The 25,168-nt window shown below is 57.6% G+C and carries 21 protein-coding genes; 3 read left to right on the forward strand and 18 right to left on the reverse strand.

Features of this window, described 5'->3' with window-relative positions; translation table 11 throughout:
• Positions 1–49 precede the first annotated feature (49 nt).
• The 3 genes from htpG to AC0IXA_RS06245 all read right to left on the reverse strand — a co-directional run bounded on the left by htpG (position 50) and on the right by AC0IXA_RS06245 (position 2,962).
• Positions 50–1,954, reverse strand: coding sequence for a molecular chaperone HtpG (gene htpG / locus AC0IXA_RS06235; protein WP_038861952.1), 1,905 nt, complete (start codon positions 1,952–1,954; stop codon positions 50–52).
• Between the two features lie 82 nt (positions 1,955–2,036).
• A complete protein-coding gene (locus tag AC0IXA_RS06240) occupies positions 2,037–2,489 on the reverse strand; it encodes a PaaI family thioesterase (RefSeq protein ID WP_016773686.1) in 453 nt (150 codons plus the stop codon).
• Positions 2,486–2,962 (reverse strand): PaaI family thioesterase, encoded by a 477-nt coding sequence (locus tag AC0IXA_RS06245; RefSeq protein WP_071171476.1) that lies wholly within the window; start codon positions 2,960–2,962, stop codon positions 2,486–2,488. The genes AC0IXA_RS06240 and AC0IXA_RS06245 overlap by 4 nt, the downstream gene beginning before the upstream one ends.
• A 158-nt stretch (positions 2,963–3,120) precedes the next feature.
• Between AC0IXA_RS06245 and AC0IXA_RS06250 the strand changes: the two genes are divergently transcribed.
• The gene (locus AC0IXA_RS06250) at positions 3,121–3,357 is read left to right on the forward strand and encodes a hypothetical protein (RefSeq protein WP_007959016.1); all 237 of its coding nucleotides are present in this window, start codon (positions 3,121–3,123) and stop codon (positions 3,355–3,357) included.
• Between the two features lie 61 nt (positions 3,358–3,418).
• Here AC0IXA_RS06250 and AC0IXA_RS06255 read toward each other — a convergent pair whose 3' ends face one another.
• Together AC0IXA_RS06255 and AC0IXA_RS06260 are read right to left on the reverse strand one after the other, a co-directional pair.
• A complete protein-coding gene (locus AC0IXA_RS06255; RefSeq protein ID WP_016773683.1) occupies positions 3,419–3,820 on the reverse strand; it encodes an MAPEG family protein in 402 nt (133 codons plus the stop codon).
• Entirely contained in the window at positions 3,820–4,557 is a 738-nt protein-coding gene (locus AC0IXA_RS06260; protein WP_341638806.1) for a DUF599 domain-containing protein, read from the reverse strand. Before AC0IXA_RS06260 ends, AC0IXA_RS06255 begins: the two co-directional genes overlap by 1 nt.
• A gap of 232 nt (positions 4,558–4,789) precedes the next feature.
• Between AC0IXA_RS06260 and AC0IXA_RS06265 the strand changes: the two genes are divergently transcribed.
• Entirely contained in the window at positions 4,790–6,037 is a 1,248-nt protein-coding gene (locus tag AC0IXA_RS06265; protein ID WP_471812216.1) for an NHL repeat-containing protein, read from the forward strand.
• Positions 6,038–6,133: 96 nt separating this feature from the next.
• Here the strand turns inward: AC0IXA_RS06265 and brnQ are convergent, their stop codons facing one another.
• From brnQ to sdhC, 10 genes are all read right to left on the reverse strand, one after another.
• Positions 6,134–7,447, reverse strand: a complete 1,314-nt coding sequence (gene brnQ, locus AC0IXA_RS06270; RefSeq protein ID WP_016773681.1) for a branched-chain amino acid transport system II carrier protein — start codon at positions 7,445–7,447, stop codon at positions 6,134–6,136.
• Positions 7,448–7,929: 482 nt separating this feature from the next.
• Positions 7,930–8,814 (reverse strand): succinate--CoA ligase subunit alpha, encoded by an 885-nt coding sequence (gene sucD / locus AC0IXA_RS06275; protein WP_016773680.1) that lies wholly within the window; start codon positions 8,812–8,814, stop codon positions 7,930–7,932.
• Complete coding sequence (gene sucC, locus AC0IXA_RS06280) at positions 8,814–9,980, reverse strand: ADP-forming succinate--CoA ligase subunit beta (protein ID WP_016773679.1); 1,167 nt, start codon at positions 9,978–9,980, stop codon at positions 8,814–8,816. The genes sucD and sucC overlap by 1 nt, the downstream gene beginning before the upstream one ends.
• 182 nt (positions 9,981–10,162) lie before the next feature.
• Positions 10,163–11,599, reverse strand: a complete 1,437-nt coding sequence (gene lpdA, locus AC0IXA_RS06285) for a dihydrolipoyl dehydrogenase (protein WP_016773678.1) — start codon at positions 11,597–11,599, stop codon at positions 10,163–10,165.
• Between the two features lie 108 nt (positions 11,600–11,707).
• Entirely contained in the window at positions 11,708–12,934 is a 1,227-nt protein-coding gene (odhB, locus tag AC0IXA_RS06290; RefSeq protein ID WP_024012151.1) for a 2-oxoglutarate dehydrogenase complex dihydrolipoyllysine-residue succinyltransferase, read from the reverse strand.
• 44 nt (positions 12,935–12,978) lie between these two features.
• Complete coding sequence (locus tag AC0IXA_RS06295) at positions 12,979–15,810, reverse strand: 2-oxoglutarate dehydrogenase E1 component (RefSeq protein ID WP_041479560.1); 2,832 nt, start codon at positions 15,808–15,810, stop codon at positions 12,979–12,981.
• 251 nt (positions 15,811–16,061) lie between these two features.
• A complete protein-coding gene (locus AC0IXA_RS06300) occupies positions 16,062–16,766 on the reverse strand; it encodes a succinate dehydrogenase iron-sulfur subunit (protein ID WP_016773675.1) in 705 nt (234 codons plus the stop codon).
• Between the two features lie 11 nt (positions 16,767–16,777).
• Positions 16,778–18,550 carry a succinate dehydrogenase flavoprotein subunit gene (gene sdhA, locus AC0IXA_RS06305; RefSeq protein ID WP_024012149.1) on the reverse strand — a complete coding sequence of 591 codons (1,773 nt, stop codon included), beginning with the start codon at positions 18,548–18,550 and terminating at the stop codon, positions 16,778–16,780.
• Between the two features lie 3 nt (positions 18,551–18,553).
• Positions 18,554–18,922 carry a succinate dehydrogenase, hydrophobic membrane anchor protein gene (gene sdhD / locus AC0IXA_RS06310; protein WP_008049683.1) on the reverse strand — a complete coding sequence of 123 codons (369 nt, stop codon included), beginning with the start codon at positions 18,920–18,922 and terminating at the stop codon, positions 18,554–18,556.
• A complete protein-coding gene (gene sdhC / locus AC0IXA_RS06315; RefSeq protein ID WP_016773673.1) occupies positions 18,916–19,290 on the reverse strand; it encodes a succinate dehydrogenase, cytochrome b556 subunit in 375 nt (124 codons plus the stop codon). The genes sdhD and sdhC overlap by 7 nt, the downstream gene beginning before the upstream one ends.
• Before the next feature lie 363 nt (positions 19,291–19,653).
• On the opposite strand from sdhC, the gene gltA reads away from it, so the two are divergent.
• Entirely contained in the window at positions 19,654–20,943 is a 1,290-nt protein-coding gene (gltA, locus tag AC0IXA_RS06320; protein WP_003222994.1) for a citrate synthase, read from the forward strand.
• A gap of 967 nt (positions 20,944–21,910) precedes the next feature.
• Here the strand turns inward: gltA and AC0IXA_RS06325 are convergent.
• From AC0IXA_RS06325 to AC0IXA_RS06335, 3 genes are all read right to left on the reverse strand, one after another.
• Positions 21,911–23,569: a cation acetate symporter gene (locus AC0IXA_RS06325; protein ID WP_016771015.1), complete on the reverse strand. Its 1,659-nt coding sequence runs from the start codon at positions 23,567–23,569 to the stop codon at positions 21,911–21,913.
• Positions 23,566–23,877, reverse strand: coding sequence for a DUF485 domain-containing protein (locus tag AC0IXA_RS06330; protein WP_016771016.1), 312 nt, complete (start codon positions 23,875–23,877; stop codon positions 23,566–23,568). The genes AC0IXA_RS06325 and AC0IXA_RS06330 overlap by 4 nt, the downstream gene beginning before the upstream one ends.
• Positions 23,878–24,127: 250 nt before the next feature.
• Entirely contained in the window at positions 24,128–24,979 is an 852-nt protein-coding gene (locus AC0IXA_RS06335) for a glycine betaine ABC transporter substrate-binding protein (protein WP_024012148.1), read from the reverse strand.
• Positions 24,980–25,168: the final 189 nt, after the last annotated feature.

Here is a 25,168-nt window from a genome sequence, read left to right on the forward strand (position 1 = left end):
AACACCAGAACGAAAAAACCCGCCGAAGCGGGTTTTTCCTACAACGTGATCAAACCGACAGTTCAACCAGCAGCTTGTTCAGCCGGCGCACGTAAGCGGCCGGATCCTTCAAGCTGTCGCCCGCCGCCAGGGCGGCCTGATCGAAGAGGATGTGCGACAGGTCGCCAAAACGCTCTTCGCTCTGCTCGCCATCGAGTTTCTCGATCAGCGGGTGGCTTGGGTTGAATTCGAAAATCGGCTTCGAATCCGGGACTTTCTGCCCGCTGGCTTCGAGGATCTGGCGCATTTGCAGGCCCAGGTCCTGTTCGCCGATGGCCAGAATGGCCGGCGAATCGGTCAGACGATGGGATACGCGGACTTCAGCCACGGAATCACCCAGAGCAGTTTTCAGACGCTCGACCAGGCCTTCTTTGGACTTGGCGACTTCTTCTGCGGCTTTCTTGTCCTCTTCCGAATCCAGGTTGCCCAGATCGAGGTCACCGCGCGCCACGTCGACAAACGTCTTGCCGTCGAATTCGCTGAGGTAGCTCATCAGCCACTCGTCGATGCGATCGGTCAGCAGCAGCACTTCGATGCCTTTCTTGCGGAAGACTTCCAGGTGCGGGCTGTTCTTGACCTGCGCGTAAGTTTCGCCGGTGAGGTAGTAGATCTTGTCCTGACCTTCCTTGGCGCGGGCCAGGTAGTCAGCCAGACCGACAACCTGCTCGCCGTCGTCGCCCTGGGTCGATGCGAAACGCAGCAGACCGGCAATTTTTTCTTTGTTGGCGAAATCTTCTGCCGGGCCTTCTTTCATGACCTGACCGAAGTTTTTCCAGAAGCCTTTGTATTGCTCAGGCTCGTTCTTCGCCAGTTTTTCCAGCATGTCGAGCACACGCTTGGTCAGCGCGGTTTTCATCGAATCGATGATCGGGTCTTTCTGCAGGATCTCACGCGACACGTTCAGCGACAGGTCGTTGGAATCGACCACGCCTTTGATGAAGCGCAGGTACAGCGGCAGGAACGACTCGGCCTGATCCATCACAAACACACGCTGCACGTACAGCTTCAGGCCTTTCGGCGCTTCACGCTGGTACAGGTCGAACGGTGCGCGGGCCGGCACGTACAGCAGCGAGCTGTACTCGAGCTTGCCCTCAACCTTGTTGTGGCTCCACGACAGCGGATTTTCGAAGTCGTGAGCGATGTGTTTGTAGAACTCCTGGTATTCCTCGTCTTTGACTTCAGTGCGCGGACGGGTCCACAGGGCGCTGGCACGGTTGACGGTTTCCCATTCAACGGCTGGAGCCTCTTCGCCTTCGGCCGCAGTGACTTCCTTCGGCAGTTCGATCGGCAAAGCGATGTGGTCGGAGTACTTCTTGATGATGTTGCGCAGACGCCAGCCATCAGCGAATTCGTCTTCGCCGGATTTCAGGTGCAGGACGATGCGGGTGCCGCGCTCTGGCTTGTCGATGGTGGCGACTTCGAACTCGCCCTCGCCTTTCGACGACCAGTGCACGCCTTCGCTGGCGGCAGTGCCGGCGCGACGGCTGTAAACATCAACCTTGTCGGCAACGATGAAGGCCGAGTAGAAGCCGACACCGAACTGGCCGATGAGGTGCGAATCTTTCTTCTGATCGCCGGACAGGTTTTTCATGAAGTCGGCGGTGCCGGATTTGGCGATGGTCCCCAGGTGGGTGATCACATCGTCACGGTTCATGCCGATACCGTTGTCTTCGAGGGTGACGGTCTTGGCGTCCTTGTCGAAGCTCACACGGATTTTCAGGTCAGCGCCACCTTCGAGCAACTCAGGCTTGGCCAGGGCTTCGAAGCGCAGCTTGTCGACAGCGTCAGAGGCGTTCGAGATCAATTCGCGAAGGAAAATCTCCTTATTCGAATACAGCGAATGGATCATGAGGTGCAGCAGCTGCTTTACCTCGGTCTGGAAGCCCAGGGTTTCCTTTTGAGTTTCCACACTCATGGTCATCAAACTCCAATCAGATGGCAGTGGCCGCGACCCGAAATGGTCTGCGGCGGGTTGTCATCTGAGTTGGGGGCGCTGTTCAGGATTTCAAGGGCTCATCAATTTTGAAGTGCGCGCGGGCGGTGGCGATCGGTTCGGCCTCGGTACTCTGCCAGGCAGTGACCGCTACGTTAGCGACGCGACGGCCCTGACGGCAGACCTGACACCTGGCCCAAGTGTCGCGAAACTGCCCGGCGCGCAGGTAATCGAGGGAAAAATCGATGATCTTCGGCACACCCGGTGTGCCGGTGAAAATCAGCAAATGCAGGGCTGCGGCCAGCTCCATGAAGCCGGCAATCACTCCGCCATGGATCGCCGGCAATAAAGGGTTACCAATGTTGTCCTTGTTCGCCGGCAGCTTGAACAAGAGCTCATCGCCGACCCGCGAACATTCGATACCGATCAGCCCGGCATAGGGAATCAACGCCAGCAGCGGAGCGTAATCGCCCTGCGCGTGAGCCTGTTGCAGCTGCTCTCTGAGATCGTTGCTCATTGGCTCGCTCCCTTGATCGCGCCCGCGAAACCCTTGCTGCCCTTCAGACCGGTGCCCATGCGCATGAATGTGCCGACGACGTGGGCAATCGGTTGCTCGGGATCGTCCTGGTAGGCAAAACCACGGGCAAAGATCACGTCGGTGGTGACGCGATAGCACTGGGCAAAGCCGTACACCGCTTTGTTCGGTTCAGCGGCGTGCATGTAGTCGATGCGCAGATCGAGGGTCGGACAGACTTCGAACTCCGGCAGCACGCAAAGGGTCGACATGCCGCAGGCGGTGTCCATCAGCGAAGTGATGGCGCCGCCATGGATGACTCCGGTTTCGGGATTGCCGACGATTTTTTCGCTGTACGGCAGGATCACCGTCAGCCCTTCGCTGGAAGCACTGTGCACTTGCAGACCCAAGACCTGACAGTGGCGCAATGCCGATAAAAAGCGCGTCGCGCGCTCAAAAACGGGGTTTTCGGCCATGTGATAATTACTCGCGTTTGGGCCTTGTGCCAGTATTGAGAAAAGCGGCAAAAGTTCCGTGATAAAACAAACTTATATATCTGAAACAATTGAGGAACTTAACCCGTAGCGCCGAGTTCTTAAGGCCAGTAGTTATTTTCCATAAGGAGATACACCCCATGCGTAAGACTTTAGCTATTGCCTTGATGTTGACCGCTTCCCTCGGTCTCGCTGCCTGCGATAAAAAATCCGAGGACAAAGCTCAAGATGCCAACCAACATGCTGAGCAAGCTCAGCAAGACATGAACAAAGCTCAGGATAAAGTGAACGACGCAGCAAAAGAAAACGCCGAAGCTGCCAAAGCTCAGGCTGAATCGAACGCCGCCGCTCAAGAAGAAGCCGCCAAAAAGCAATAAGCTTTCTGGTGTGAAAGAAAACCCGCCAAGTGCGGGTTTTCTTTTGCCTGTGATTTACCGGTTAGAGTAACACGGTTCTAAAAGTCGGACTAATCATCAGCAACAACGAACAGATGAAGCCAACTAGCCACATCAGGCTGCGCAACTTCGCCAGGTCGGCCAGATAGAACCACAGATAGAACACTCGCGAGATCACGAAGATGATCGCCAGCGCATCGATCAGCCAACCCGCGGTTTGCGTGGTATGCGCCATCAGCACGCCGACGGCGAAGAGGATGAAGGCTTCGATGCTGTTCTGATGGGCCGCCAGCGCCCTCGCACCGAAGCCAGTCAACTGCGCCTGCTGCTGCCGCGGCAAGTGATTGTCATACCCGCCCTGCTCTTTCATGGCCTTGGCCACCGGCATACGCGCCACGTAGATCAATAAAGCACTGATAAACACACACCAGAACGGAATACTCATCAAACAGCCTCTTTGTTTGCCTCAGGGACGGGCGCCTCTGTAGGGGTATAGACCATGACATCGAGAACGTCGGAATGAAACTCGCGGCGATACAAAACCACCACGACTCCCGCGCTCATGATCATGAACAGCCACGGGCTGACGAACCACGCCAGCATGCTCATGCCGAAGTAATAAGAGCGCAGGCCGAAGTTGAACTGGTTGGCTGCCATCGAAATCACCCGCGCCGCCCGTGAAGCGAAGGCCTTGCGTTCCTGCTCGGTCACTTGGCGCTCGCCGATCATCGGCGCTGAACCGACCAGAATCGCCGAGAAGTTGTACTGCCGCATGCACCAGCTGAAAGTAAAGAACGCATAGACGAACACCAGTGCCAGGCACAGCAACTTGATCTCCGACATGCCCTGCGACGCCTGCTGCACCATCGGAATATCCGCCAACAACGATACAGCTCGGTCGGACGCGCCGAGCACGGTGAGAATACCGGCGAGGATGATCAGCGTGCTGGAGGCGAAGAACGAGGCGTTGCGCTCCAGATTGCCGATCACGCTGGCATCGGCGATGCGGTTGTCACGCAGCAGCATGCGGCGCATCCAGTCTTCGCGGTAAAGGTGCAACACGCTGGCCAGACACGCCGTATCGCGAGCCTTCCAGGTGGCATAACGGGTGTAACCGCCCCAGCAGACGACAAACCAGACGGCGGCGAGCAAGTGGATCAGATTGGCTTGGATGAACGACATTCGCTGTCCTGAGCAAGAGGAATGATGGAGGGGGCCCTTCGTTTCGACGTGTTGGCTCGTAAAAAGACACGCTCATTGAAGAGTCAAATTAATTCAAAATAGACCGCAGCTATCAGTTATCAAAGGCTTATACCTGTCAACTCTGACAGTAGCGGAGAGGGTATGGCGAGGCATAAGGTCGTTTTCTCAAACGGGAACACTGACCGCCCCCCTATCAGACAAGGATTTGAGCATGACACCTTTGAACGCTGCGCTGCCCATTGACACAACGTTTGGCAACCGGGGGTACGCCGAGTCATTTGCTGCGGGAAGCCAGGCTTTGAACATCGCAGGCTTGCGCCCGGATGGAAAGATCCTTCTCGTGGGACAAACTTTTGTAGAGGGCAAGGTCAGTTTTCATTTGGCGCAATTACTGGCAGACGGTACTAACGATACTGGCTTCAACGAAAACGGTTTGATCGTAGGTACGTTTACAGGTTCGGGACAAGCCAGCGGCACTGGCGCCTGTCTTTATAAAGACGGTAAAGCGCTGCTTTTTGGGTATCAATATGATGAGGACCAAGGAACTCGATTTGCGCTTGCCAGATTCTTCGCTGATGGTGAAAGAGATCGCGATTTCGGTCTCGATGGGACGGTTTACGTCCCTTTCCTGCCAAAGTCCGAATCGCAATTGCCAAAACCGGAAGCTTCCATCAAGTCGCAATCCAGAACTAGGTTAGTACTGACTGCTGATGAAAAAATCCTCGTCGGTCAAAGCAACCGACTGTTCAGACTTGATCAGAAAGGAGATTTCGATACCGCTTTCAACAACAAAGGCTGGCTGGATCTTGCAATGGGCATTGCTTCGATTTCAGTGGCAGAGGATGGAGTAATCACAGTCGCAGGTTCGAGGGCTGGAGAAGGAAAGATTGTGCGCCTGAACGTCGATGGAACGCCCCATAAAGGCTTCGGCGATGATGGCACCGGGACCGTCTACATACCATCGGATTACCCGGCCAGCGTACGAAGCCTGATGTTACGTGCTGACGGCAGCTTCTTTGTTGCTGGCCAGGTCGACACATCGCCTGACGACGTTTGGGGTAAAGGACGCAAAGCAATGATGGCCGCGTACAACCCGAACGGTAGACCAAATCTCGCATTCAATCAGGGTAAGCCTGTAGTCACTGATCTTGGATTAACCGACGGTTGCACTTTGTTCGATCTAAGTGGGGAGCCTGAGGATGGCTTGGTTGTGGTGGGGAGTACAGGGCAAATAACCAGGGAGCAAATGCTTGCCTGCCGCTATCTGGCAACGGGTGAACTGGACACAACCTTTGGAGATGGCAAGGGATACGTAACTCACTCTATGGGGCCCGGTATGCAATGGATCTCGGTGGCAGTGCAGCCCGACAAGCGAATACTCCTGAGCCGTGACAGCGACAACGTCAATGTCAATGTCAATGTCAATGTGGGAGCTCTGGTGGTACGTTATCTGGGCTGAGGATTATCAGCTCTGATAAAAAATGCCCCGTATCGATTGATACGGGGCATTTCTGTTTAACCGTGCTCGACCCACTTATGGCGGGTCCAAACCACGTCAGGCAGTGACTTCGCTGCGCTTGCCCAGCAGGCGATCACAGACCACGGCGACCACCAGAGTCATCACGCACGGCACCAGCCACGCCAGACCCTGCTCGCTCAGCGGCAGATGGGTCAGCTGAGTTGGCATCCAGTCGGCCAGACCAGCGCCTTTCAGGGCGTCGATGGTGCCGAAAACGAAGGAAACCAGCATCACCGGGCCAAGAATGCGCCCGTGCTCATGCCAGAAATCCTTGCAGAAGCTCAGCGCGACCAGAACGATGCACGGCGGGTAGATCGCGGTGAGTACCGGAATCGAGAAGGCGATCAGTTTGGTCAGACCGAGGTTGGAGACCAGCAGCGAAAACGCTGCGAGGATAATCACCAGCGTCTTGTAGGACAGCGGCAGCACACGGCTGAAGTATTCAGCACAGGCACAGGTCAGGCCGACCGCCGTGACCAGACACGCCAGCGAGATCAGCACCGCAAGGAAACCACTGCCCAGCGAACCGAAGGTGTGCTGCACGTAAGCATGCAACACCGCCGCGCCGTTGGTGGCGCCGACCGCGACTTCATGGCTGCCGGACCCGAGGCGGAACAGGCTGACGTAGACCAGTGCCAGACCCACGCCGGCAATCAGCCCGGCGATGATCGCGTAACGGGTGATCAGCGCCGGCGACTCGACGCCACGGGAGCGGATCGCGTTGACGATAACGATGCCGAATACCAGTGCGCCGAGGGTATCCATGGTCAAGTAACCATTGATGAAGCCTTGGGAAAACGGTGCCGCCACATACTCTGGAGTGCCGTGACCGATGTCACCCGCCGGCAAGGCGAACGCGGCGATGCCCAGTACTGCCAGCGCAATGATTTTCAGCGGCGCGAGGAAGCGGCCAACGGTATCCAACAACCGCCCAGGGTAGAGCGAAATGAAGAACACCAGCAGGAAGTACACCGAGCTGTAGAGGAACAGCGCTAGCGGGCTTTCACCGGTCAATGGCGCCAGACCCACTTCAAAGGATACGGTCGCGGTACGCGGAGTGGCGAACAGCGGCCCCACAGCCAGATAGCATGCCGCCGCGAGGATACCACCGGCGATCTTGCCGATCGGGCTGCTCAGCGCATCCATCGCGCCGCCGACCTTGGCCAGCGCCACCACAGTGACTACCGGCAAACCAACGGCGGTAATCAGAAAGCCCAGCGCAGCCATCCAGACGTGAGGTCCGGCCTGCAAGCCGACGATCGGCGGGAAAATGATGTTACCGGCCCCGACAAACAGGGCAAACGTCATAAAACCAAGTGCCAGGATGTCCTGACCTTTCAAAACTTTCATTAAGGTAATACCACACTACTGAAATCGGAATTTAGAGGGGGATTGCCCTGTTGGATTAGGGAAATGCTGTCGATCCGTATGGGACTGACCCTTAAAGCGCGTGGCTGCCTTGTGGGCGGCGGACGCAAAAATGGCGGCCAGCCTAACGAATTTGGCTGACAAACGCACTGTTGGAGGGCGAACTATCCGATACGCGACGTTTCCGTGTCGCGTTTACATATCTATTTTTCATACAGAGAACCTGTATTCATCACAGCAAACCTGTGGCGAGGGGATTTATCCCCGTTGGACTGCGCAGCAGTCCCAAAGAATCCGAGCTCAAACTGCCTGACTGATCATGGTCGCTGGCATGGGGGCCGCTTCGCAGCCCAGCGGGGATAAATCCCCTCGCCACAACAGCGCTCAAAATTCTCATACGCCAGAAACGACAAAGGCCACCCGAAGGTGGCCTTTGCTGCTGGAGCTAAAAAGTCAGCCGAAGCTTACTTCTTCACTTCCCAGCCAGTCAGCTCGGCCAAGGCCTTGCCGATGTCTGCCAGCGAACGCACGGTTTTAACGCCTGCGTCTTGCAGCGCAGCGAATTTCTCGTCTGCAGTGCCTTTGCCGCCAGAGATGATTGCGCCAGCATGGCCCATGCGCTTGCCCGGAGGAGCAGTCACACCAGCGATGTAGGAAACAACCGGCTTGGTCACGTTAGCCTTGATGTAGGCAGCCGCTTCTTCTTCAGCCGAACCGCCGATCTCGCCGATCATCACGATCGCCTCGGTCTTCGGGTCTTCCTGGAACAGCTTCAGGATGTCGATGAAGTTCGAACCCGGGATCGGGTCACCGCCGATGCCGACGCAAGTCGACTGACCGAAACCGGCGTCAGTGGTCTGCTTCACAGCTTCGTAGGTCAGGGTGCCGGAACGCGAAACGATACCGACCTTGCCTGGCAAGTGAATGTGACCTGGCATGATGCCGATCTTGCATTCGCCTGGGGTGATCACGCCTGGGCAGTTAGGGCCGATCAGGACTACGCCCAGCTCGTCGCACTTAACTTTGGCGTCCAGCATGTCCAGGGTAGGAATGCCTTCGGTGATGCAGACGATCAGCTTGATGCCGCCGAATGCCGCTTCCAGGATCGAGTCCTTGCAGAACGGAGCCGGAACGTAGATCACGCTGGCGGTAGCGCCAGTGGCTGCTACTGCATCTTTGACGGTGTTGAACACTGGCAGACCCAGGTGCTCGGTGCCGCCTTTGCCCGGAGTTACGCCGCCAACCATCTTGGTGCCGTATTCGATGGCTTGCTGGGTGTGGAAACTACCTTGCGAACCGGTAATACCCTGGCAGATAACTTTGGTGTCTTTATTGATCAGGACGCTCATTATTTGCCCTCCGCAGCTTTGACAACTTGTTGAGCAGCGTCGGTCAGGCTGGTAGCAGCGATGATGTTCAAACCGCTTTCTGCCAGTACTTTAGCGCCCAGCTCAGCGTTGTTGCCTTCAAGGCGAACAACAACCGGGATTTTCACGCCGACTTCTTTCACGGCGCCGATGATGCCTTCGGCAATCATGTCGCAGCGAACGATGCCGCCGAAGATGTTGACCAGTACTGCCGCGACGTTCTGGTCGGACAGGATGATCTTGAACGCTTCAGTAACGCGTTCCTTGGTAGCGCCACCACCTACGTCGAGGAAGTTGGCTGGCTTGCCGCCATGCAGGTTGACGATGTCCATGGTGCCCATGGCCAGACCGGCACCGTTGACCATGCAGCCGATGTTGCCTTCCAGCGCTACGTAGTTCAGTTCGAACTTGGCAGCGTGCGCTTCGCGCGGATCGTCCTGCGACGGATCGTGGAAAGCCTTCAGCTTGGGCTGACGGTACATGGCGTTGGCGTCGATGTTGATCTTCGCGTCGAGGCAGTGCAGATCGCCGTCAGCCTTGATCACCAGCGGGTTCACTTCCAGCAGAGCCAGGTCGTGGTCTTTGAACAGCTTGGCCAGACCTACGAAGATCTTGGCGAACTGAGTGACCTGCTTGCCTTCCAGACCCAGCTGGAATGCCAGCTCGCGACCCTGGGATGGCTGAGCGCCAACCAGTGGATCGATAGTGGCCTTGAGAATTTTTTCTGGAGTGTCGTGAGCGATTTTCTCGATGTCCACGCCACCTTCGGTGGAAGCCATGAACACGATGCGACGGCTCGAACGGTCAACGACAGCGCCCAGGTACAGCTCTTTAGCGATATCAGTGCACGATTCAACCAGGATCTTGGTGACTGGCTGGCCATTGGCGTCAGTCTGGTAAGTCACCAGACGCTTGCCCAGCCACTGCTGTGCGAAGGCTTTGGCGTCTTCTTTGCTGCGAACCAGCTTTACGCCGCCCGCTTTACCGCGACCACCGGCGTGAACCTGGGCTTTGACGACCCACTCGTTGCCGCCGATTTTGTCGCAAGCTTCTGCTGCTGCTTCCGGGGTGTCTACTGCGTAACCAGTGGAAACTGGCAGGCCGTATTCAGCGAACAGCTGCTTACCCTGATACTCGTGAAGATTCATGCTTTTTACCGTCTTCGTTAGGTACTGCGCATTCGGCGCTGCGCTCGTTTGAGTGCCGCGCCACCTGTGACTGCTGCTTGCGTAGCTGGGCTACGCAAGACTGCGTCCGGCGGACATTCCGCGGTGAGTCTTGCTCGCAAGGCTCACGACGGGCCGCTACCGCCGTGGTTTCTTATTATGTCTTAACGCTTCTTGCGGTTGGCAATGTGAATGGCGCCGCCATTCACTGCCAGAGCAGCTTCGTGCAAGGCTTCGGACAGGGTCGGATGGGAGAAAACCATCATGCCCAGGTCTTCAGCGCTGGTGCCGAATTCCATACCGATCGCGCCCTGCTGAACCAGTTCTGCAGCGCTCGGGCCAATCACGTGCACGCCCAATACGCGGTCGGTCTTGGCATCGGCGATGACCTTGACGAAACCACCGGTATCGTTGGCAGCCATGGCACGGCCGGAAGCGGCGAACGGGAAGGTGCCGACGTTGACTTCAACGCCTTCGGCCTTCAGCGCCTGCTCGGTTTTGCCAACCCACGCGATTTCCGGGTGAGTATAAATAACCGAAGGGATCAAATCATAGTTCATCTGAGCCTTGTGGCCCTTGATGCGCTCGACAACCATGATGCCTTCTTCCGAAGCCTTGTGGGCCAGCATCATGCCGCGAACCACGTCACCGATGGCGAAGACGCCCGGTACAGCTGTGACGCAATGGTCATCGACCGCGATGAAACCGCGCTCGTCGATTTCCACGCCGCAGTCGGCAGACAGCAGATCAGTGGTCACCGGACGGCGACCAACGGCAACGATCAGCTTGTCGAAAGTGATGGTCTGTTCGCCGTTGGCATCGGTGTAGTTGACGACGACTTCTTCGCCGTTGACTTTCGAACCGGTAACGCGAGCGCCCAGCTTGATGTCCAGACCCTGTTTGGTCAGGGTTTTCAGCGCTTCCTTGGAAACAGCGGTGTCCGCTGCCATCAGGAAAGTGTCCAGTGCTTCGAGAACAGTCACTTCTGCACCCAGACGCGACCATACCGAACCCAGCTCCAGACCGATCACGCCAGCGCCGATCACGCCCAGACGTTTAGGTACGGACTGGAACTCCAGAGCGCCAGTCGAATCGACGATGACTTTCTGGTCAACCGGAGCCGGTGGAATGTCGATCGGACGCGAACCTGGCGCGAGGATGACGTTTTCCGCTTCGATGACTTCAACCGAACCGTCCGGCTTGGTGACTTCGACTTTCTTGCCGGCCAGCAGCTTGCCGTGGCCCTGGATCGAAGTAACGCCGTTGGCCTTGAACAGGGTCGCAACGCCGCCAGTCAGGTTCTTGACGATGCCAGCCTTGCGGCCAACCATCGCAGCGACGTCCATTTTGACTTCGCCGGTCGAGATACCGTGAACGTTGAAGCTCTCTTTGGCTTCCTTGTATTTCCACGAGCTGTCGAGCAGCGCCTTGGAAGGAATGCAACCCACGTTCAGGCAGGTACCGCCCAGGGCTTGCTTGCCCTCTGCGTCGGTGTACTTCTCGATGCAGGCAGTGGTCAGGCCCAACTGAGCAGCCTTGATGGCCGCTACATAGCCACCAGGGCCGGCACCGATCACTACTACGTCAAATTTCTGCGACATTCAAAAAATCCTCTTTAGCAATAAAGCTACAAGCCGCAAGCTTCAAGCTGCAAGCCCACCCGCTCGCCTTGAGCTTGAGGCTTGTAGCTGAAAGCTTGCAGCTGCTTTTTAGATATCCAGCAACAGACGAGCCGGATCTTCCAGCAGGTTCTTGATGGTCACCAGGAAGGTCACAGCTTCTTTGCCATCGATCAGACGGTGATCGTAGGACAGAGCCAGGTACATCATCGGACGGATCACGACCTGACCGTTGATGGCCATCGGACGCTGGATGATGTTGTGCATGCCCAGGATCGCTGCCTGCGGCGGGTTGACGATCGGCGTCGACATCATCGAACCGAAGGTACCACCGTTGGTGATGGTGAAGGTACCACCGGTCATCTCGTCCATCGACAGTTTGCCGTCACGGGCTTTCTTGCCAAATGTTGCGATGCCGCCTTCGATTTCAGCCAGGCTCATCAGCTCGGCGTTACGCAGAACCGGTACCACCAGGCCACGGTCGCTGGAAACGGCAACGCCGATGTCCGCATAGCCGTGGTAAACGATGTCGCCGCCGTCGATCGACGCGTTGACAGCCGGGAAGCGTTTCAGCGCTTCGGTGGCCGCTTTCACGAAGAACGACATGAAGCCCAGGCGTACGCCGTTGTGGGACTTCTCGAACAGGTCCTTGTACTTCGAACGCAGAGCCATGACTTCGGTCATGTCGACTTCGTTGAACGTGGTCAGCATCGCCATGTTCGACTGGGCTTCAACCAGACGCTTGGCCACGGTGGCACGTACGCGAGTCATCGGTACGCGCTTCTCGATGCGGTCGCCGGCAGCGAACACAGGCGCAGCAGCCGAAGGAGCAGCAGCCTTGGCAGGTGCGGCAGCCGGAGCGGCTTTCTTGGCAGCAACTGCTGCTACCACGTCTTCCTTGGTCACACGACCGCCCTTGCCGGTGCCGGCAACGGAAGCGATGTTGATGCCGTTTTCTTCAGCCAGCTTGCGCGCGGCAGGAGCGGCGATCGGGTCATCTTCGCCATCGGCAGCAGCCGGTGCGGCAGCGGCAGTAGCAGCCGGAGCAGCAGCGGCGGCAGGAGCGGCAGCAGCAGCGCCGCCCTCTTCGATCGAGCCCAGGACCTGGTTCGACAGAACGGTAGCGCCCTCTTCGGCAACGATTGCGCCCAGCACGCCGTCCGCTTCAGCCAACACTTCGAGCACGACTTTGTCGGTTTCGATGTCGACGATCAGGTCGTCACGCTTGACGGCCTCACCTGGTTTCTTGTGCCAGGTGGCAACGGTGCCATCGGCAACCGATTCCGGGAATGACGGGGCTTTGATTTCGATAGCCATTATCTGTGGGTCCTTAAAATTCGGTTTCAGTCAGCGCGAAGGCGTTAAACAGTGAAAGCATCTTGCAGCAGTTTTTCCTGCTGCTCGGCGTGCATCGATGCGTAACCACAAGCTGGCGCAGCCGAAGCCTCACGGCCCGCGTACTCAAGTACGAGAGTCTTGTCGAGGTTGGCGATGCTGCGACGCAAGTGATGCTGGCTGCAGTACCAGGCACCCTGGTTCATCGGCTCTTCCTGACACCAAACGGCGTGTTTGACGTTGGTGTATGGAGCCAGGACTTCTTTCAAGTCGTCCTCAGGGAACGGATACAGCTGCTCGATACGCACGATGGCGATATCTTCGCGGCCTTCGGCACGGCGTTTTTCCAGCAGGTCGTAGTAGACCTTGCCGCTGCACAGAACCACGCGCTCGACCTTTTTCGGGTCCAGTGCATCGATTTCCGGGATCACGGTCTGGAACGAACCTTCGGCCAGATCTTCCAGCGTCGAGATGGCCAGCTTGTGGCGCAGCAGCGACTTCGGCGTCAGCACGACCAGCGGCTTGCGCAGCGGACGGATCACCTGACGACGCAGCAAGTGGTAGATCTGTGCTGGCGTGGTCGGCATGCACACCTGAATGTTGTGCTCGGCGCACAGCTGCAGGTAACGCTCAAGACGAGCCGAGCTGTGCTCAGGGCCCTGACCTTCGTAACCGTGCGGCAACAGCATGGTCAGACCGCAGAGACGGCCCCACTTGTGCTCGCCGCTGGTGATGAACTGGTCGATCACGACCTGAGCACCGTTGGCGAAGTCGCCGAACTGGGCTTCCCAGATCACCAGCGCGTTTGGCGTGGTGGTCGAGTAACCGTATTCGAATGCCAGTACCGCTTCTTCCGAGAGGAACGAGTCGTACAGGTCGAAACGTGGCTGACCGTCGTACAGGTTCTGCAGCGGAATGTAGGTGCCCGCGTCTTTCTGGTTGTGCAACACAGCGTGACGGTGCGAGAACGTACCGCGGCCGATGTCCTGACCGGTCATGCGAATCGGGTGACCTTCGAACGCCAGGGTCGCGTACGCCATGGTTTCGGCGTAACCCCAGTTGATCGGCAGGCCGCCGGCTTGCATCTTCTGACGGTCTTCGTAGATCTTCGCGACCTGACGCTGAACGACGAAGCCTTCCGGAATTTCCAGCAGCTTGGCGGACAGCTCTTGCAGCGTCTTCAGATCAAAACGCGTGTCGTGACGCGCAGTCCAGGCGTGGCCCAGGTATGGACGCCAATCGACGAACAGCTCTTTGTTCGGCTCTTTGACCAACGATTTCACTACGTGCAGACCGTTGTCCAGCGCGTTGCGGTATTCGTCGACCTTGGCCTGAACGCGTTCAGCGTCAAGCACACCGGCTTGAGTCAGGCGATCAGCGTACAGCTCACGGGTGGTGCGCTGCTTGGTGATCTGCTGATACATCAGGGGCTGGGTGCCGCTTGGTTCGTCAGCCTCGTTGTGGCCGCGACGACGGTAGCAGACCAGATCGATCACCACGTCACGCTTGAACTGCATGCGGTAGTCGATGGCCAGTTGGGTCACGAACAGCACGGCTTCCGGATCATCGCCATTCACATGGAGGATCGGCGCCTGGATCATCTTGGCAACGTCGGTGGCGTACTCGGTAGAACGCGAGTCCAGCGGGTTGCTGATGGTGAAACCAACCTGGTTGTTGATCACGATGTGCACGGTACCGCCGGTCTTGAAACCGCGGGTCTGCGACATCTGGAAGGTTTCCATGACCACGCCCTGACCGGCGAATGCCGCGTCACCGTGGATGGAGATCGGCAGTACCTTCTCACCGGTCAGGTCGTTGCGACGGTCCTGACGGGCGCGCACCGAGCCTTCGACCACCGGGGAAACGATTTCCAGGTGGGACGGGTTGAACGCCATGGCCAGGTGAACTTCACCGCCGGTGGTCATCACGTTGGACGAGAAGCCCTGGTGGTATTTCACGTCACCGGAACCGAGCTCGACCTTCTTCTTGCCTTCGAACTCGTCGAACAGCTCGCGCGGGTTCTTGCCGAAGGTATTGACCAGAACGTTCAGACGGCCACGGTGGGCCATGCCGATGACAACTTCCTTGGTGCCGTACGAGCCGGAACGCTGGATCAGTTCGTCGAGCATCGGAATCAGGCTTTCGCCGCCTTCCAGACCGAAACGCTTGGTGCCCGGGTATTTGGTGCCCAGGTATTTTTCCAGGCCTTCACCGGCAGTCACGCGCTCAAGCAGGTGGCTCTTGATGTCGGCGGAGTACGTCGGACGGCCACGCACGCTTTCCAGACGCTGCTGGAACCACTGGCGCTGCTCGGAATCGGTGATGTGCGTGAATTCAGCGCCGATGGTGCGGCAATATGTCTGCTGCAACGCTTCGTGAATTTCGCGTAGGCTCGCTTCCTCTTTGCCGATGAACAGGTCGCCGGCACGGAAGGTCGTATCAAGATCGGCATTGGTCAAGCCGTAATGATTGATCGACAGGTCTGCAGGTGCAGGACGCTGCCACAGCCCCAGCGGGTCAAGCTGGGCTGCCTGGTGGCCACGCATACGGTAGGCCTGGATCAATCGCAGCACTTCAACTTGCTTCTTCTCGTGCTCACTGCTCACGCTGCCGGCGGAAACCGGTTGGGCGCGGCGCTGGTTCTTTGCCAGCAGCACGAAATGATCGCGAATCGTCGAGTGCGAAACATCAGTGGCAGAGTTGCCGTCGGCTGGCAACTTCTGAAAGTAGGTGCGCCACTCTTCTGGCACAGCGTTAGGGTCGTGCAGGTAGAGCTCATAAAGCTCTTCCACATAGGCAGCGTTTCCACCTGAAAGGTAGGCGCTGTTCCACATGCGCTGCATCACGCTTTCTTGCATGCTTGGTCACCCTCGGTTAGGGGAACACCATCGGTGTCGACACCGAGCAAACTTGCAGAAGTCCGAATGCAGCGACTAAAACAAGCCACCTAGGATCACACTGATAGTCCGGGTACCAGCCCGGATGCCCCTGCTTGTCTCATTTCTTCAAAAGAAGAGCTGCAGCTTATGGCTACGGCTCTGGTTATAGCCATGACGCGGGTTGAAGCCCGCGCCATAGCCTCTACGGTGCAACGGTTACAGCAGCTGAATCACACGCCGCTCGAAAGCAGCATGTTACGGATGTGACCGATGGCCTTAGTCGGGTTCAGGCCTTTCGGACATACGTTGACGCAGTTCATGATGCCCCGGCAGCGGAAAACGCTGAACGGGTCGTCAAGTGAAGCCAGACGCTCGCTGGTCTTGGTATCGCGGCTGTCTGCCAGGAAGCGGTAGGCTTGCAGCAGCGCAGCTGGACCCAGGAACTTGTCCGGGTTCCACCAGAAGGACGGGCAAGAGGTCGAGCAGCAGGCGCACAGGATGCACTCGTACAGACCGTCGAGCTTTTCGCGCTCTTCTGGCGACTGCAGACGCTCGATGGCCGGAGCCGGCGTGTCGTTCTGCAGGTAAGGCTTCACCTTCTCGTATTGCTTGTAGAAGATGCTCATATCGACGACCAGGTCACGGATAACCGGCAAACCTGGCAGCGGACGAACGATCAGCTTGTTGCCTTTTACAACGGCAGACAGCGGCGTGATGCAGGCCAGACCGTTCTTGCCGTTGATGTTCATGCCGTCGGAGCCGCAGACGCCTTCACGGCAGGAGCGACGATAGGAGAAACCTTCGTCCTGCTCTTTGATCAGGGCCAGCACGTCCAGCACCATCAGGTCTTTACCACCGGTATCGACCTGGAAATCCTGCATGAACGGCGCAGCGTCCTGATCAGGGTTGTAGCGATAAACACTGACTTGCAACATGGCGGTCACCCTTAATAAGTCCGGACTTTAGGTTCGAAAGTCGGAACAGTCTTCGGCGAGAAGTTCACGGCACGCTTGGTGACGCGCTTGTCACCCGGGAAGTACAGGGTGTGGCACAGCCAGTTTTCGTCATCACGGTCTTCGAAGTCTTCACGGGCGTGAGCGCCGCGGGACTCTTTACGTACTTCGGCCGCGATGGCGGTAGCTTCAGCCACTTCCAGCAGGTTCTGCAGTTCCAGCGCTTCGATACGTGCAGTGTTGAACGCTTGCGACTTGTCGTTGATCTTCACGTTGGCGATACGCTTGCGCAGATCGGCCAGCTGAGCGATGCCCTTCTGCATGTATTCGCCGGTACGGAATACACCGAAGTAGTTCTGCATGCAGCTTTGCAGCTCGCGACGCAGGGTGGCAACGTCTTCACCGTCGGTACGGTTGTTCAGCGCGTTCAGACGCGACAGTGCAGCTTCGATGTCGGACTCGGTAGCGTCGTCGTATTCGATGCCATCGGTCAACGCCTTTTCCAGGTGCAGGCCGGCAGCGCGACCGAATACCACCAGGTCGAGCAGCGAGTTGCCGCCCAGACGGTTCGCACCGTGAACCGATACGCAAGCCACTTCGCCTACCGCGAACAGGCCAGGAATGATCTGGTCCTGACCTTCGGCGTTCTGGGTGATCGCCTGGCCATGAATGTTGGTAGCAACGCCGCCCATCATGTAGTGGCAGGTCGGCACAACCGGAACCGGAGCAACGACCGGGTCAACGTGGGCGAAAGTCTTCGACAGTTCGCAGATGCCTGGCAGACGGCTGTGCAGCACTTCCTCGCCCAGGTGGTCGAGTTTGAGCATCACGTGGTCGCCATTCGGACCGCAACCGTTGCCGGCGATGATTTCCTTGACCATCGAACGGGCTACCACGTCACGACCTGCAAGGTCTTTCGCGTTCGGAGCATAACGCTCCATGAAACGCTCGCCGTGCTTGTTGATCAGGTAACCACCTTCACCACGGCAACCCTCGGTAACCAGTACACCGGCGCCGGCAATGCCGGTCGGGTGGAACTGCCACATTTCGATGTCTTGTACCGGCACGCCAGCACGCAGAGCCATGCCGACGCCGTCACCGGTGTTGATCAGGGCGTTGGTGGTGGACGCGTAGATACGGCCCGCACCGCCAGTCGCCAGAACGGTGGCCTTGGCACGGATGTAGGAGGTTTCGCCGGTTTCGATGCAGATCGCGATCACACCAACGAATTCGCCTTCCTGGTTTTTCACCAGATCAACAGCGTAGTACTCGTTGAGGAACGTGGTACCGGCTTTCAGGTTGCCCTGATAAAGGGTGTGCAGCAGCGCGTGACCGGTACGGTCGGACGCAGCGCAAGTACGTGCAGCCTGACCGCCCTTGCCGTAGTCCTTGGACTGGCCACCGAACGGACGCTGGTAGATGCGGCCTTGCTCGGTACGCGAGAACGGCAGACCCATGTGGTCCAGTTCGAAAACAGCGGCCGGGCCTTCCTGACACATGTATTCGATAGCGTCCTGGTCACCGATGTAGTCGGAACCCTTGACGGTATCGTACATGTGCCAGCGCCAGTCATCGTTCGGGTCGGCGGAAGCGATGGCGCACGTGATGCCGCCCTGTGCGGACACAGTGTGCGAACGGGTCGGGAAAACCTTGGTGATCACCGCAGTCTTGTGGCCGCCCTGTGCCAGCTGCAGCGCAGCGCGCATGCCGGCACCGCCACCACCAATAATGATGGCGTCGAAAGAAATCGTTGGAATGTTAGCCATGAATCAGATACCCCAGAGAATCTGCACACCCCAGACGAAGTAAGCGAACATCGCAACGCCGCATACTGCCTGGAAAAGGAAACGTATCGCCGTTGCGGACTTGCCGAACGCCATTGGCGTCAGGTAGTCGGTCGCGATGGTCCACATGCCGACCCAGGCGTGAGCGCCCAGAGCAACAAGGGCCAGCAGGCTGAAAATACGCATTCCGTTGTGAGCGAACAGTTCATGCCACTGGGCATACTCGAGGCCAGGGTTGGCGACGATGTATCCGATCAGAAAGATGAAGTAAGCCGCGAGAACGACCGCAGACACACGCTGTGCCATCCAGTCATAGAGGCCCGAACGCGACAGGTTAGTGACGTTAGTTACCATATCCAGACTCCTGCCAGAACGATTACCACCACGGAAACGGCGATAACGATTTTCGAGCCCAGTTTGCCGCCTTCCAGCGTCTCACCGATGCCCATGTCCATGATCAAGTGGCGCACACCGGCTACCAGGTGATACAGCAGAGCGGACAGGATGCCCCAAATCACTAGCTTGGCTAGCGGACTGGTCAGACACGCTTTCACCTGACCGAAGCCTTCCTCGGAGCTCAGCGACTTGTCCAATGCGTAAAGCATGATGGCAAGGCACACGAAGAGGATGACACCGGAGATACGGTGAAGAATGGACGTGTAAGCAGTGACTGGGAGTTTGATGGTCCTTAGGTCTAGGTTTACAGGTCGTTGGCTTTTCACGGCTTTTTTTTCACACTGAAGAGCCCCTAACAATCAGGGCAAAGTTGTTGGGGAGTGCACTGGTCAGGTAACCACCACCCAGGGATGCGACCCCCAATGAAAGCAAGCCCAAAAGCCCTTGGCGGTCGGTGGCCGAGTATAGACAGTTAGGCTACTAATGACAACGCGTTCACCTACCCCCAATAGCGGATTGCACAAGTTGCATAAAAGGCGTAAATGGCAGGCAATTTCGAGGAAAAAGTCGGCTTAAAGCCTTCTGGAGCAAGACTTTAGGCAAATTGACATTCGAATTTATCTCACTATAGTGGTGCGGGCCCTGCGTGGGGGGTCTGTCTGATGGTTCAAGCATAAATAGGAGGCCACATGGCTGACAAAAAAGCGCAGTTGATCATCGAGGGCGCAGCCCCCGTCGAGCTGCCCATTTTAACCGGCACCGTTGGTCCCGATGTAATCGATGTTCGGGGCCTGACGGCCACGGGCCGCTTCACTTTCGACCCGGGTTTCATGTCGACCGCTTCGTGCGAATCGAAAATTACCTATATCGACGGCGACAACGGCATTTTGTTGCACCGCGGCTACCCGATCGAACAGCTGGCTGAAAAGTCGGACTACCTGGAAACCTGCTACCTGCTGCTCAACGGCGAATTGCCGACCGCAGAACAGAAGGCCCAGTTCGTCAGCACCGTGAAAAACCACACCATGGTTCACGAGCAGCTGAAAACCTTCTTTAACGGTTTCCGTCGCGACGCCCACCCGATGGCCGTCATGTGCGGTGTAGTCGGCGCCCTCTCGGCCTTCTACCACGACTCCCTGGACATCAATAACCCGCAGCATCGCGAAATCTCCGCGATCCGCCTGGTTGCGAAGATGCCGACCCTGGCAGCGATGGTCTACAAGTACTCCATGGGCCAACCCATGATGTACCCGCGCAACGACCTGACGTACGCGGAAAACTTCCTGCACATGATGTTCAACACCCCGTGCGAGATCAAACCGATCAGCCCGGTACTCGCCAAGGCCATGGACCGGATCTTCATCCTCCACGCCGACCACGAGCAGAACGCTTCGACCTCCACCGTGCGTCTGGCCGGCTCTTCGGGTGCCAACCCGTTCGCCTGTATCGCCGCCGGTATCGCCGCACTGTGGGGCCCTGCCCACGGCGGTGCGAACGAAGCCGTGCTGACCATGCTCGACGAGATTGGCGATGTGTCGAACATCGACAAGTTCATCGCCAAGGCCAAGGACAAGAACGATCCGTTCAAGTTGATGGGCTTCGGTCACCGCGTCTACAAGAACCGCGACCCTCGCGCGACCGTCATGAAGCAGACCTGCGACGAAGTGTTGAAGGAACTGGGCATCAACAACGATCCGCAACTCGAACTGGCCATGCGCCTGGAAGAGATCGCGTTGACCGACCCGTACTTCATCGAGCGCTCGCTGTACCCGAACGTCGACTTCTACTCGGGGATCATCCTCAAGGCGATCGGCATTCCAACCAGCATGTTCACGGTAATTTTCGCCCTGGCACGTACTGTCGGCTGGATTTCGCACTGGAAGGAAATGCTCTCGAGCCCGTACAAGATTGGCCGTCCGCGCCAGCTGTATACCGGTTACGAGTCGCGTGACATCACCAAGCTGGAAGATCGCAAATAAGGTTTTTCTTTTTTTGTGATGGTTTAGTGGTGTGTCAGGAACGGCCTCTTATATAGAGGCCGTTTTTGTTTCTGTTGGTGTTCATTGGATTGGGGGCATATCCGTTGCTGCGGTAACGGCTTCTTATGGTTTCGCTCTTACAGCGAGTCCCTTTTTCAAACGCCAAAAAGGAACCAAAAGGCTTTGCCCCGGCGTACGGCCCGCTCGCTAAAGCTCGGGGTTCCTTCGTTACGGGACCCATCCGGGCGCAGCGGCTACGGTTTGCTTCGCTGCACCTCCTTCCGCTGTGTACGACTGCGTCGTACGGTCGCTGCGCTCCCACACCCGGATCGATCCCTTCACTCAGCCTGCCGAAGGGGCAAAAGATCAAAAGCCGGATCAAAAGCCAAAGCAAAAACAGAAGCCAGATCAAAAGATCGCAGCCTTCGGCAGCTCCTACAGTTGGATCGCGTACCACTTCAAGAACAGGTCGGCTGTCAGGCCGCCTTCGCGAGCAGGCTCGCTCCCACAAAAAGCAAAAAAGCAAAGCAGCGCAGCTGCCCGCGGCGAAGCCGCACCACTCAACAATGAGCGCAAGCTCGAGTGCTTTTGATCTACGGGCGACGTCGGAAGGCTGAGTGGAGGGATTGATCCGGGCGTGGGAGCGTAGCGACCGTCTGGCGCAGCCAGACACAGCGGAAGGAGGTGCAGCGAAGCAAACCGGAGCCGCTGCGCCAGGATCAGTCCCGGAGCGAAGGAACCCCGAGCCCCAGCGAGCGGGCCGAACGTAGGAGCTAGCGTTTTTTGCTTACTTTTTTAGGCGCTTGTAAAAAAGTAAGTCGCCGTAAGGGCGAAACCGCCAGCCGCAGCGCTGCAAAAAACGGATATACACACCAAACCAACCGATAACCGCCCACAAAAAAACGCCCCAATCTCTCAACCAGGGCGTTTTCTTGAAGCTTGCAGCTTGCAGCTTACATCTGATCTCTTAGTGCGAAACCGCCCCACTCGCCCCCAACCCGGTCTGCGAACGCACAAACTGCGGGAAGAACAGCGCCCGCTCGTTATCCGCAGCCGCCGACTTGTCAGTGATCGAGAAGAACCAGATCCCGATAAAGGCAATCATCATCGAGAACAGCGCCGGATACTCATAAGGGAAGATCGCCTTCTCGTGATGCAGAATCTGCACCCAGATGGTCGGGCCGAGGATCATCAGACCAACAGCACTCACCAGACCCAGCCAGCCACCAATCATCGCGCCGCGAGTGGTCAGCTTCTTCCAGTACATCGAAAGCAGCAGTACCGGGAAGTTGCAGCTCGCCGCGATGGAGAACGCCAGGCCGACCATGAACGCGATGTTCTGGCTTTCGAACAGAATGCCCAGACCAATCGCCAGCACCGCCAGGGCGATGGTGGTGATCTTCGACACGCGAATCTCATCCTTCTCGTTGGCTTTGCCCTTCTTGATCACACTGGCGTACAGGTCGTGCGACACCGCCGAAGCACCCGCCAGCGTCAGACCGGCTACCACAGCCAGAATGGTTGCAAACGCCACTGCCGAGATGAAGCCAAGAAAGATGCTGCCGCCCACCGCGTTGGCCAGGTGCACCGCCGCCATGTTGTTGCCGCCGAGCAAGGCGCCCGCTGCATCTTTGAAGGCCGGGTTGGTGCTGACCAGCAGGATCGCGCCGAAGCCGATGATGAAGGTCAGGATGTAGAAGTAGCCAATGAAGCCGGTAGCGTACAGCACGCTCTTGCGCGCTTCTTTTGCGTCACTCACGGTGAAGAAGCGCATCAGAATGTGTGGCAGGCCAGCGGTACCGAACATCAGTGCCAGACCCAGCGAGAACGCCGAAATCGGATCCTTGACCAGACCGCCAGGGCTCATGATCGCTTCGCCCTTGGCGTGAACCTTGATCGCTTCGGAGAAAAGCGTGTTGAAGTCGAAGCCCACGTGCTTCATCACCATCAGCGCCATGAACGAGGCACCGGACAGCAGCAACACTGCCTTGATGATCTGCACCCAAGTGGTCGCGAGCATGCCGCCGAACAGCACGTACATGCACATCAGCACGCCGACCAGAATCACCGCAACGTGGTAATCGAGGCCGAACAGCAGCTGGATCAGCTTGCCGGCACCGACCATTTGCGCGATCAGGTAGAACGCCACCACCACCAGCGAGCCGCAGGCGGACAGGGTGCGAATCTGGGTTTGCCCGAGGCGGTAGGACGCCACGTCGGCAAAGGTGTATTTACCCAGGTTGCGCAGGCGCTCGGCGATCAGGAACAGAATGATCGGCCAGCCCACGAGGAAGCCGATCGAGTAGATCAGGCCATCGTAGCCGGAGGTGAACACCAGCGCGGAAATACCCAGGAAGGACGCCGCCGACATGTAGTCGCCAGCGATCGCCAGGCCGTTCTGGAAACCGGTGATCTTGCCGCCCGCCGCGTAGTAGTCGGCGGCCGAGTTGTTTTTCTTCGAAGCCCAGTAGGTGATGTACAACGTCGCGCCGACGAAGGCCACGAACATCAGGATCGCCGGGATGTTCAGCGGCTGTTTGGCCACCTCCCCCGTCAACGCGTCAGCCGCCCAGACACTCGGCGCGAAAGCCGCAACACTCAATAGAGCCAGTAGACGCCGGATCATTGCTGAGCCTCCTTGAGAATCGCATTGTTCAGGTCGTCGAACTCGCCATTGGCGCGGCGCACGTAGATGCCGGTCAGGACGAAGGCTGAAATGATCAGGCCAACACCGATCGGGATGCCCCAGGTGATCGAAGATTCAGGACTGAGTTTCGCCCCGAGCACGTGCGGCCCGTATGCGATCAGCAGGATGAATGCGGAGTACAGCCCGAGCATGATTGCCGAGAGAATCCAGGCGAATCGTTCCCTTTTCTGAACCAGCTCCTTGAATCGGGGACTGTTTTGAATCGAGAGGTAAATGCTGTCGTTCATTGTTTTTATCCTCGCAGCACAGATTATTGTTGGAACGTAGCTAATGTATGCGGCTGCGAGAGAGGTTCCAGACGACCTTAGTAGTAGATGGCCATGATGTATTCGCCATTTTCAAGCAAACACAAAAACCTGTGGGAGCTGGCTTGCCAGCGATGGCGTCGTTTCAGTCAACTGATCAGTCAACTGACAGACCGCTATCGCGGGCAAGCCCGCTCCCACAGGGTTTGCGGTGATCCGAAGCTATTTGCGGTTATTTGGTCCAGTCAGCTACACGTTCCGGGTGTTTGGCTACCCAGTCCTTGGCCGCTGCATCAGGCTTGGCACCATCCTGAATCGCCAGCATGACCTCGCCGATTTCGTCTTTCGACGCCCACTGGAAGTTTTTCAGGAACTTGGCCACTTCCGGCGCCTTGGCGTCCAGGCCTTTGCTGCCGATGCTGTTCACGGTTTCAGCCTGGCCATACACGCCTTTCGGGTCGTCGAGGAAGCGCAGTTTCCACTTGGCGAACATCCAGTGCGGCACCCAACCGGTGACAGCGATGGATTCGTTTTTCTTCTCGGCGCGGGTCAGTTCGGCAATCATACCGGCGCCGGAACTGGCCTTGAGGCTGTACTTGTCCAGACCGTAATCCTTGATCGCCTGATCGGTCTTGAGCATTACGCCTGAACCGGCGTCGATGCCGACGATACGGTTTTTGAAGGTATCGTCGGTTTTCAGGTCTTCGATCGATTTGGCTTTGACGTACTCCGGCACGATCAGGCCGATCTTCGCGTCCTTGAAGTTCGGGCCGTAATCGACGACCTGATCCTTGTTTTTCGTCCAGTAGTCACCGTGGGTCACGGGCAGCCAGGCCGAGAGCATCGCGTCGAGTTTACCGGTGGCCACGCCCTGCCACATGATCCCGGTGGCGACGGCTTGCAGCTTCACGTCATAACCGAGCTTCTGTTTGATCACTTCGGCCGCCACGTGGGTGGTCGCGACGCTGTCGGACCAGCCGTCAACGTAACCGATGTTCAGGGTCTGTTTTTCAGCGTTGGCGAAAGTGGAACTCATCGCAAGCGCCAGAACGGCACCTGCGCCTAAAAGTCGTCGCATCTTCATCGTTTACTTCCCCGAAATGCTGCGCCCGACGGATGCCGGGCATCGTCAACGTATTGTTATGGTGCACAGCGCCCCCATCACGCCGGACCTCACACACCGAACATCAGCCGATTTTTCAAAAAGGGTACTGATGGTTTGATCATCAACCTCAAGCGACCGGCGACCTGCTCTGTCAGCGACCTCAAGGCA

The organism is Pseudomonas sp. AC083 (genome assembly GCF_979253165.1).